Source organism: Methylomonas sp. DH-1, from assembly GCF_046097555.1.
In the GTDB taxonomy this organism is placed as follows: Bacteria; Pseudomonadota; Gammaproteobacteria; order Methylococcales; family Methylomonadaceae; genus Methylomonas; species Methylomonas koyamae.
Genome location: NZ_CP143089.1, coordinates 1,070,269 through 1,080,031, shown reverse-complemented (window position 1 = coordinate 1,080,031; position 9,763 = coordinate 1,070,269). Strand labels below are relative to the sequence as shown.

Genomic DNA, 9,763 nt, shown 5'->3' with positions numbered 1-9,763 from the left:
TCGTTGAGCTGTTCAGAAATGTTATGACGCCAACCATTTGCCCGGTGACATCGGCGTAATCGTCCAGGGCCGATGGAAGCCTTTCAATTGGCTGTCCTGTATACCGCGTCCTTATTGAGATTCGTCGCCACTTTGCCATGCCCGCTTTCAATATTTGCCATACTGGAATACCTCAATTCTCCAGCGTGGCTCTCCGTAAGGCAGTTTTGGCGGATTGCTCCGGACATAAAAAAACCCGTAAACCTAGATGATTCGCGGGTTTTTGGATTGTATCGGGTTTCTTAAAACCCTAATTTGGTACCGACGGCCGGACTTGAACCGGCACGACTTGCGTCACCACCCCCTCAAGATGGCGTGTCTACCAATTTCACCACGTCGGCATTAACACTTATTGCGCGGCCGGCTTTTCGACTTCTTTGATAGCCGGAGCTTCGGGGATTTTGGCGTCGACTACGCCCGGCACTGCCGCAGGAATCTCGGCTGAGCTCTGCGGTAACGGCAATTCGGATTTAGCGGGTTCTGCCGCCGGAGCCGATTCCAGAACGATGTCGGTCTTTTTACCTTGGTAACCGCTCATCATCGCCAAACCCAAGCTGGTCATGAAAAACAACGTTGCGAAAATTGCCGTGGTTCTGGACAGAAACGATGCGGAGCCCTGGGCGCCGAATACCGAACCGGATGCGCCGCCGCCGAAGGTGGCTCCCGCGTCTGCGCCCTTTCCTTGTTGCATCAGCACCAAACCGATGATGCCTATGCCCAGGAAGATATGAATAATTATTATAATTTGGTACAACATAAAGACCTTAATCGGATGGAACTAAACCGAATGGCAGATTTGCAGGAAGCCTTTGGCATCAAGAGATGCACCGCCCACCAAACCGCCATCAATGTCCGGCATTGCGAACAAACCTTTGGCATTATCCGGTTTGACGCTACCGCCGTATAAAATTTGTACTTTCTCAGCAATGGCAGGATTTCTGTCCGCGATGCGTTTGCGAATGTACTGGTGCACTTCTTGCGCTTGCTCGTCGGTCGCGACTTTACCGGTACCGATTGCCCAAACCGGTTCGTAAGCGATGACCGCTTTTTCGAACGATTCGATGCCGGCTTCGGCGATGACGGCGTCCAATTGCTCGTCGACGACTTGGAAGGTTTTGTCTTGTTCGCGCTCTTCCAGGGTTTCACCCACGCACAGTACCGGCACCACGCCTTTGCTCAAGGCTTGAGCGAAACGTTTGGCGACGGATTCGTTGGTGTCGCCGTAGTAGCTGCGACGCTCGGAGTGGCCGACCAGGGCATATTTGCAACCGATATCGGCCAGCATCGCGGCGGACACTTCGCCGGTGTAGGCACCGGACGCTTGGTCGGCGACATTTTGCGCACCCAAAGCGATTGGCGAGGATGCCAATACAGTGCGGATATCTGACAGGTAGACGAATGGAACGCAGACTGCAACTTCTTGTTCTACATTACCCAGGCCGTCGGCCAAGGCTTGCGCAAGCTTTTGCCCCTCTTCCCGAGAGCCGTTCATTTTCCAATTCCCCATAATCAAAGATCGACGCATTGCACCCTCCAAGCTAAATAAGACCGCATATCATATCGGGATAAGCCGGCTTATTCAAGCCGCAATGGCCTTCTTCACGTCGGCCGCCAACTGGTTGGCGTAGCGAGTGACGTCGTCTTCGTCGACGCCTTCCACCATCACCCGGATTAACGGCTCGGTGCCGGACGAACGCAGCAACACGCGGCCTTTGTCGCCGAGTTTTTTTTCGACGGTTTCGACGGCTTTCTTGATACTGTCGATTTCCTCGATTTTGACTTTCTTTTCGGTTCTGACGTTGACCAACACTTGCGGGTATTTCTTCATGCCGGATTTCAGATCGCGCAGGCTTTTGCCGGTGCGCTGCATTTCCGCCAGCACTTGCAGCGCGGCAACGATGCCGTCGCCGGTCGTGGTTTTGTCCAGGCAAATGATATGGCCGGAACCTTCGCCGCCCAACATACCTTTGTTTTCCGTCAGCATTTCCATTACGTAACGGTCGCCGACCTTGGCTCGCAGCAGTTGCAGGTTCAGCGCGTTCAAAGCGTGTTCCATACCCAGATTGGACATCAAGGTCCCTACCACCGGCCCCAGCAATTTGCCTTCGTCGAGCCGCGATTTAGCAATGATATAGATCAGTTCGTCGCCGTCGACGATTTCGCCTTTGTGGTCGATCATGATGACGCGGTCGCCGTCACCGTCCAGCGCAATGCCCAAGTCGGCACGGTATTCCAGTACCTTGCCCGCCAAATACTCCGGTTTGGTGGCACCGCACTCGTCGTTAATATTCAGGCCGTCCGGCTCGGCGCCTATCGTCACCACCTCGGCGCCAACCTCGCTGAACACGTGCGGCGCGATATGGTAGGTAGCTCCGTTGGCGCAATCGATGACGATGCGCATGCCTTTGAAGTCCAGATGCGGCGGTACAGTGGCCTTGCAGAATTCGATATAACGTCCGGCGGCATCGCTGATGCGTTTGACCTTTCCCAGTTTTGCCGACTCCACGGTCGTGATCGGCGCATCCAGATATTGTTCGATTTGGTGCTCGACTTCGTCCGGCAACTTGGCGCCGTCGACCGAGAAAAATTTGATACCGTTATCGTAATACGGGTTGTGCGACGCGCTGATGACGATGCCGGCTCTGGCCCGCAAGGTTCTGGTCAAGTAGGCTATGCCCGGCGTCGGCATCGGCCCCAGCATCCGGGTATCGACGCCGGCGGCCGACAATCCGGCTTCGAGCGCCGATTCGAACATATAGCCGGAAATACGGGTGTCTTTACCCACCAAGACGAAGCCGCTACCTTCCCGAGCGAACACTCTGCCGGTGGCCCAGCCCAGTTTCAACATGAAGTCGGCGGTTATCGGATATTCGCCAACCTTGCCGCGAATACCGTCGGTACCGAAATATTTTTTTGCCATTCTCGATCTACCTTGTTCAAACCCAAAAAAAAGAGAGGCCGAAGCCTCTCTTGTTCCATGCGGCGGTATCAGCCTTGCTCTGCGGCGCCGCCAATCGATTCGCCATCGCTTTTTTGATCCCAATGGTCGCTTTTCCGCTCGTCGCTGGGCGACGGCGTATCGTCCCAGCCCTTGGGCTCGCGCACCGGTTTTCTGGACATTAAGTCGTCGATTTGGTACTTGTCGATGGTTTCGTACTTCATCAACGCTTCTGCCATCGCGTGCAGAATATCCATATTTTCTTTCAGAATCGTTTCGGCACGCTCGTAGTTGCGGTCGATGATCGAGCGGATTTCTTCGTCAATGGTATGCGAAGTTTCCTCGGCAACCGATTTGTGCTGCGTCACCGAACGGCCCAAAAAGATTTCGCCCTCTTCTTCGCTGTAAGCCAAAGGCCCCAGGCGTTGCGACAAACCCCATTTGGTCACCATGTTACGCGCCAGCTCGGTAGCACGCTCGATGTCGTTGGAAGCGCCGGTAGACACTTCTTCCCAGCCGAATATCAACTCTTCCGCGATACGGCCGCCGTAAAGGCTGGAAATCATGCTGTCCAGCTTGCGTTTGCTGGCACTGTACTGGTCGCGTTCCGGCAAAAACATCGTCACGCCCAAAGCCCGGCCGCGCGGCATGATGCTGACCTTGTACACCGGATCGTGGTCCGGCACCAAGCGGCCGACGATAGCGTGGCCGGCTTCGTGGTAGGCGGTCATTTTCTTTTCTTTCTCGTCCATCACCATGGAGCGCCGTTCGGCGCCCATGATCAGTTTGTCCTTGGCTTTTTCCAAATCGACCATGCTGACCAAACGCTTGTTGAAACGGGCGGCGAACAATGCCGCTTCGTTGACCAGGTTAGCCAGATCGGCACCGGAAAAACCCGGCGTGCCTTGGGCGATGTACTTGACTTTGACGTCATCGGCCATCGGCACTTTCTTCAAATGCACGTTCAGAATTTGCTCGCGGCCGCGAACATCGGGCAAACCGACCACAACTTGGCGGTCGAAGCGGCCGGGACGCAACAAGGCTTTGTCTAGCACGTCGGAACGGTTGGTCGCCGCGATGACAATGATGCCTTCGTGGCCTTCGAAACCGTCCATTTCAACCAGCAACTGGTTCAAGGTTTGTTCGCGCTCGTCGTTGCCGCCGCCCAATCCGGCACCGCGGGACCGGCCTACTGCGTCGATCTCGTCGATGAAGATGATGCACGGCGCATGCTTTTTGGCCTGCTCGAACATGTCGCGCACCCTGGAAGCACCGACGCCGACGAACATTTCGACGAAGTCCGAACCGGAAATGGTAAAGAACGGCACTTTCGCTTCGCCGGCAATGGCCCGCGCCAGCAAGGTTTTACCGGTACCCGGCGGTCCGACCATCAGCGCGCCGCGCGGAACTTTACCGCCAAGGCGCTGGTATTTGGCCGGATCTTTCAGAAAATCGACCATTTCCTGTACTTCTTCCTTGGCTTCGTCGCAACCGGCCACGTCGGCAAACGTGACTTTGTTTTGATCCTGATCCAGCATCCGGGCTTTACTCTTACCAAAACCCATCGCGCCGCCGCGGCCGCCGACGCCGCCACCCTGCATCTGCCGCATGAAGAACACCCAAACCGCAATCAGCAGCAGAATCGGGCCGAAAGACACGAATATCTGCATCAGCATCGACGGCTCTTCCGGCGGCTGCACGGTGATTTCGACACCGTTCGCCAACAGGTCGTCGATCAAATGCGGATCGTTCGGCATATAAGTCTTGAACTTATCGCCGGTGTGCATACGGCCTTTGACCGTGTTGTCGGAAATCGCGACCTGCTGCACTTGGCCGGCCTTGACCGCGTCAATCAGTTGCGAATACGACAAATTGGCATCGCTGCGTACCGCCCGCGACCCGAAGTTGTTGAATACGGCCATCAATACCACCGCGATGACCACCCACAAAACCAAATTTTTAATCATATCGCTCAAGTTACGCGCTCCGGCCGGGAATGGCCACCATATTTAAAAACCGAGTAATTGTATCAGGAGTACTCGCACCCTACCGGCAAGGACCGCCTGGAATCGAGGCTGTTCGCCGGCTTATTTAAAACCTTTCGCCAAAATGTAGACTTCGTTGCTGCGTGCCCGCGAAGCCTTGGGCTTTCTGATAGCAACGCTGTTGAATTGCTGCCGCACTTGATTATAGTACTCGTCGAAACCGGCGCCCTGGAACATTTTTATCAAAAACGTCCCACCCTTTACCAAAATCCGCTGCGCGGCATCCAATGCCAATTCGCCGAGATAGATGGAGCGCGGTTGATCCATTTCCCTACTACCGCTCATATTGGGGGCCATATCCGACAATAACAAGTGCACCGGCTCACCATCAAGCACTTTGTACAATTCTTCCAGGACTTCGTCTTCCCGAAAGTCGCCTTGAATGAATTCGACCCCCTCGATCGGTTCTATCGGCAATAAGTCCAGCGCAATCACCTTGCTTTTCTTGCCGACGATTTTGCTGGCGTACTCCGACCAACCTCCGGGCGCAGCACCGAGGTCGACTATATTAATACCAGGCTTGATGATTTTGTCTTTTTCCTGAATTTCGATCAGCTTGAAAACCGCCCGCGAGCGATAACCCAAAGCCTGGGCCTTCTTGACATATTCATCCTGGAAATGTTCCTGCATCCACTGCTGGCTACTTTTGCTGCGTGCCATATTTTCTATTCGTGTAAAATCGCTCGGTTTTATAAAGTCAAGGAAACTGCGTGAATCCCATCCAAAAGAAAAAACTCAAAGCCCAGGCGCATGCCCTGAATCCGGTGGTGATCATCGGCCAGGCGGGCTTGACCGAAGCGGTACTGAAAGAAATCAACGTCGCGCTGGATGCGCACGAACTGATCAAAATTAAAATCCGCGCCGAGCGGGATGAACGCGCCGTTATTTCCGAGCAAATTTGCGCCGAAACCAAAGCCGAACTGATTCAGTCTATCGGCCAAATTGCTGTGGTTTACCGGCAAAATCCGAAAAAATAGCCTATTGGGGAGGCGGCGCCTCCCCGCTCGAAACGGCTAAATATATTTGACCGAAATAATCTCGTACTCGACATCGCCGCCCGGTGCCTTCACCGTCACGACATCTTCGACTTCCTTGCCGATCAAAGCCCGCGCAATCGGCGATCCGACCGAAATTCTGCCTTCCTTGATGTTGGCTTCGTCTTCGCCGACGATCTGGTAAGTCACAACCTTACCCGAATCCAAATCCTCGATTTCCACGGTCGCGCCGAATACGACTTTGCCGTTGGCGTCGGTTTTGGTCACGTCGATGATATTGGCGTTGGACAATTTACCTTCGATTTCGGCAATCCGCCCCTCGGCGAAACTTTGTTGTTCCCTAGCCGCATGGTACTCGGCGTTTTCTTTCAAATCGCCGTGCTCGCGGGCTTCGGCAATGGCCTGGATAATTCGCGGCCGAATCACGGTCTTCAATTCCTCCAGCTCGGCGCGCAGCTTATTGGCGCCAGCCACCGTCAGCGGAAATTTTTGCATCTACTGCTCCCCTTTTTTCTTTATCCGTTAAAACTGTTATGCAAATCTTGCAGGCAATTGACGTCGCCGGCATCGAGCTCGCCCAGCGCGTAGCAAGCCGCTCTGGCGCCGGCCATCGTCGTGTAGTAGGTGACCTTACGCTGCAGCGCTTCGCGCCGCATCGTGAACGAATCCGCTACCGCTTTCGCGCCGTCAGTCGTGTTGATGACCATCTGGATCTCGCCGTTCTTGATCATATCCACGGTATGCGGCCGCCCCTGGTTGACCTTGAACACGTCTTTACAAGCGATCCCGGCCTCGCGCAACACGCGCGCGGTACCCGGAGTCGCGACGATTTCGTAATTTTTGGCGATCAGCATATTCGCCAATTCCGGCAACTTGGGTTTATCGGCATCGCGAATACTGATCAACACCTTGCCGCTATGGCTCAAATCCACGCCGCAAGCCCGTTGCGACTTGGCAAAGGCTTCACCGAAGGTTTTACCGACGCCCATAACCTCGCCGGTGGATTTCATCTCCGGCCCCAACAGCGGATCGACGCCGGGGAATTTGATGAACGGGAACACCGCTTCCTTGACCGAGAAATACTCGGGAATGCGCTCTTCGGTCACGCCCTGCTCTTTCAGCGACTTACCGACCATGCAGCGCGCGGCGATTTTCGCCAACGGATAACCGGTGGCTTTCGACACGAACGGCGCGGTACGCGAAGCGCGCGGATTCACTTCCAGCACGTATACGGTCTCGCCTTGAATCGCAAACTGGGTATTCATCAAACCGCGCACACCCAAAGCTTCGGCCATCTTCGCCACCTGGGCGCGTAACTGGTCTTGCAAATGCGCCGGCAAATCGTAAGGCGGCAGCGAGCACGCCGAGTCGCCGGAATGCACGCCGGCCTGTTCGATGTGCTCCATCAAGCCGCCGATCAACACGGTTTCGCCGTCGTAAATCGCATCGACATCCATTTCCACCGCGTCGTCCAGGAACCGGTCCAGTAACACCGGCGAATCGTTCGACACGCTGACGGCTTCTTTCATGTAACGGCGCAGGCCGTCTTCGTTGAACACGATCTCCATCGCCCGCCCACCCAACACGTAGGATGGACGCACCACCAGCGGATAGCCGATTTCCTTTGCCGAACTGACCGCCTGCTCGACCGAACGCGCGGTGGCGTTGGGCGGTTGCAACAGATTCAGACGCTCCAGCAATTTCTGGAACCGCTCGCGGTCTTCGGCCAAATCGATCGAATCCGGTGAAGTGCCGATAATCGGAGCGCCAGCCGCTTCCAAGGCCCGTGCCAGTTTCAGCGGGGTTTGGCCACCGTACTGCACAATCACACCCTTGGGTTTCTCCAGGTCGATGATTTCCAGCACGTCTTCCAAGGTCAACGGCTCGAAATACAAACGGTCGGAAGTGTCGAAGTCGGTCGAAACGGTTTCGGGATTACAGTTGACCATAATGGTCTCGTAACCGTCCTCGCGCAGCGCCAAGGCGGCATGTACGCAGCAATAGTCGAATTCGATGCCCTGGCCGATCCGGTTCGGACCGCCGCCCAAAATGACGATTTTTTCCCGTTCCGACGGCTTGGCTTCGCATTCCTGCTCGTAGGTGGAATACAAATAAGCGGTGTCGGAAGCAAACTCCGCGGCACAGGAATCGATGCGCTTGAACACCGGCCGAATGCATTTCTTGTGGCGGACGTTGCGTACTTCGGATTCTTTGGTTTCCAGCAATTTCGCCAAACGTTTGTCGGAGAAACCTTTGCGTTTCAACCGCAGCAATTCGCCGGGCTCCAAGGTCGCCAGGGTTTTGGTCGACAAGGCTTTTTCAGTAGCGATCAAATCCTCGACCTGGGCCAAAAACCAAGGCTCGATTTTGCAGGCCTGGTGGATTTCTTCGAAACTCAAGCCGCTGCGAAACGCATCGGCCAAATACCACAAGCGTTGCGGACCGGGATAGCGCAGCTCGCGCAGAATAATGTCCTGCGCGTTCGGATCGCTCAAATCCGCCACTTCGTCCAAGCCGTCGACGCCAACTTCCAGTCCGCGCAAGGCTTTTTGCAGCGATTCCTGGAAGGTACGGCCGATCGCCATGACTTCGCCGACCGATTTCATTTGCGTGGTCAGCCGGTCGTTGGCTTGCGGGAATTTCTCGAACGCGAACCGCGGCACCTTGGTGACGACATAGTCGATAGTCGGCTCGAACGAGGCCGGCGTCGCTCCGCCGGTGATCTCGTTGCGCAGTTCGTCCAAGGTAAAACCGACTGCCAGTTTCGCCGCAACTTTGGCAATCGGGAAACCGGTGGCTTTGGAGGCCAAGGCCGACGAACGGCTGACCCGCGGATTCATTTCGATAACGATCAAGCGACCGTTATCGGGATTGACGGCGAACTGCACGTTGGAACCGCCGGTATCGACGCCGATTTCGCGCAATACCGCCAGCGAGGCGTTGCGCATGATTTGGTATTCCTTATCGGTCAAGGTTTGCGCCGGCGCCACGGTGATCGAGTCGCCGGTGTGCACGCCCATCGGATCGAAGTTTTCGATGGAGCAGACGATGATGCAATTGTCGTGGCGGTCGCGCACGACCTCCATTTCGAATTCCTTCCAACCCAGAATCGATTCCTCGATCAACAGCTCGTTGGTCGGCGACAAATCCAAGCCGCGTTCGCAAATCTCGATGAATTCCTCGCGGTTGTAGGCAATGCCGCCGCCGCTACCACCCATCGTAAACGAGGGCCGGATGATGGTCGGATAGCCGACTTCTTCCTGAGCGGCAAAGGCCTCTTCCATACTGTGGGCAACTTTGGACTTGGCGACTTCCAGGCCGATCTTGCGCATGGCCTGATTGAACAGGTCGCGATCCTCGGCTTTGTTGATGGCTTCTTTACTCGCGCCGATCATTTCGACGCCGTATTTGGCCAGCACGCCGTGCTTGTCCAACGCCAGTGCGCAATTCAGCGCGGTCTGGCCGCCCATAGTCGGCAGGATCGCGTCCGGGCGCTCCTTCTCGATGATTTTTTCCACCGTTTGCCAGTCGATCGGCTCGATGTAGATAGCATCGGCCATGTCCGGATCGGTCATGATCGTGGCTGGATTGGAGTTGACCAGAATCACCCGGTAGCCTTCTTCGCGCAACGCTTTGCAGGCCTGGGTGCCGGAATAGTCGAACTCGCAAGCCTGGCCGATGACGATCGGTCCGGCGCCCAGTAATAAAATCGATTTTATGTCGGTTCTTTTTGGCATATCACTCTG

8 protein-coding genes and 1 tRNA gene are annotated in these 9,763 nt (G+C 55.5%); 1 reads left to right on the top strand and 8 read right to left on the bottom strand.

What is annotated here, in order from left to right:
* Window positions 1–295 precede the first annotated feature (295 nt).
* The 6 genes from VXJ35_RS05330 to rlmE form a co-directional block, all read right to left on the bottom strand.
* A tRNA-Leu gene (locus VXJ35_RS05330) sits at window positions 296–380 on the bottom strand.
* Window positions 381–388: 8 nt separating this feature from the next.
* The gene (gene secG / locus VXJ35_RS05325; protein WP_054763107.1) at window positions 389–796 is read right to left on the bottom strand and encodes a preprotein translocase subunit SecG; all 408 of its coding nucleotides are present in this window, start codon (window positions 794–796) and stop codon (window positions 389–391) included.
* Between the two features lie 21 nt (window positions 797–817).
* Window positions 818–1,564: a triose-phosphate isomerase gene (tpiA, locus tag VXJ35_RS05320; protein ID WP_064020766.1), complete on the bottom strand. Its 747-nt coding sequence runs from the start codon at window positions 1,562–1,564 to the stop codon at window positions 818–820.
* Between the two features lie 54 nt (window positions 1,565–1,618).
* Window positions 1,619–2,959, bottom strand: a complete 1,341-nt coding sequence (glmM, locus tag VXJ35_RS05315) for a phosphoglucosamine mutase (protein WP_064020765.1) — start codon at window positions 2,957–2,959, stop codon at window positions 1,619–1,621.
* Window positions 2,960–3,027: 68 nt separating this feature from the next.
* A complete protein-coding gene (gene ftsH, locus VXJ35_RS05310; protein WP_197484960.1) occupies window positions 3,028–4,944 on the bottom strand; it encodes an ATP-dependent zinc metalloprotease FtsH in 1,917 nt (638 codons plus the stop codon).
* Window positions 4,945–5,064: 120 nt separating this feature from the next.
* Complete coding sequence (gene rlmE / locus VXJ35_RS05305) at window positions 5,065–5,682, bottom strand: 23S rRNA (uridine(2552)-2'-O)-methyltransferase RlmE (protein WP_054763108.1); 618 nt, start codon at window positions 5,680–5,682, stop codon at window positions 5,065–5,067.
* Window positions 5,683–5,732: 50 nt separating this feature from the next.
* On the opposite strand from rlmE, the gene yhbY reads away from it, so the two are divergent.
* On the top strand, window positions 5,733–5,999 hold the full coding sequence (gene yhbY, locus VXJ35_RS05300; RefSeq protein ID WP_054763109.1) for a ribosome assembly RNA-binding protein YhbY: 267 nt from the start codon (window positions 5,733–5,735) through the stop codon (window positions 5,997–5,999).
* Between the two features lie 36 nt (window positions 6,000–6,035).
* Here yhbY and greA read toward each other — a convergent pair whose 3' ends face one another.
* Both greA and carB read right to left on the bottom strand, forming a co-directional pair.
* Window positions 6,036–6,512, bottom strand: a complete 477-nt coding sequence (gene greA / locus VXJ35_RS05295) for a transcription elongation factor GreA (protein WP_064020763.1) — start codon at window positions 6,510–6,512, stop codon at window positions 6,036–6,038.
* Window positions 6,513–6,532: 20 nt separating this feature from the next.
* Window positions 6,533–9,754: a carbamoyl-phosphate synthase large subunit gene (gene carB, locus VXJ35_RS05290; RefSeq protein ID WP_064020762.1), complete on the bottom strand. Its 3,222-nt coding sequence runs from the start codon at window positions 9,752–9,754 to the stop codon at window positions 6,533–6,535.
* Window positions 9,755–9,763 lie beyond the last annotated feature (9 nt).

Coding starts and splice junctions, on each gene's coding strand:
- secG (WP_054763107.1), bottom strand. CDS start 796: ATGTTGTACCAAATTATAATAATTATTCATATCTTCCTGGGCATAGGC.
- tpiA (WP_064020766.1), bottom strand. CDS start 1,564: ATGCGTCGATCTTTGATTATGGGGAATTGGAAAATGAACGGCTCTCGG.
- glmM (WP_064020765.1), bottom strand. CDS start 2,959: ATGGCAAAAAAATATTTCGGTACCGACGGTATTCGCGGCAAGGTTGGC.
- ftsH (WP_197484960.1), bottom strand. CDS start 4,944: ATGATTAAAAATTTGGTTTTGTGGGTGGTCATCGCGGTGGTATTGATG.
- rlmE (WP_054763108.1), bottom strand. CDS start 5,682: ATGGCACGCAGCAAAAGTAGCCAGCAGTGGATGCAGGAACATTTCCAG.
- greA (WP_064020763.1), bottom strand. CDS start 6,512: ATGCAAAAATTTCCGCTGACGGTGGCTGGCGCCAATAAGCTGCGCGCC.
- carB (WP_064020762.1), bottom strand. CDS start 9,754: ATGCCAAAAAGAACCGACATAAAATCGATTTTATTACTGGGCGCCGGA.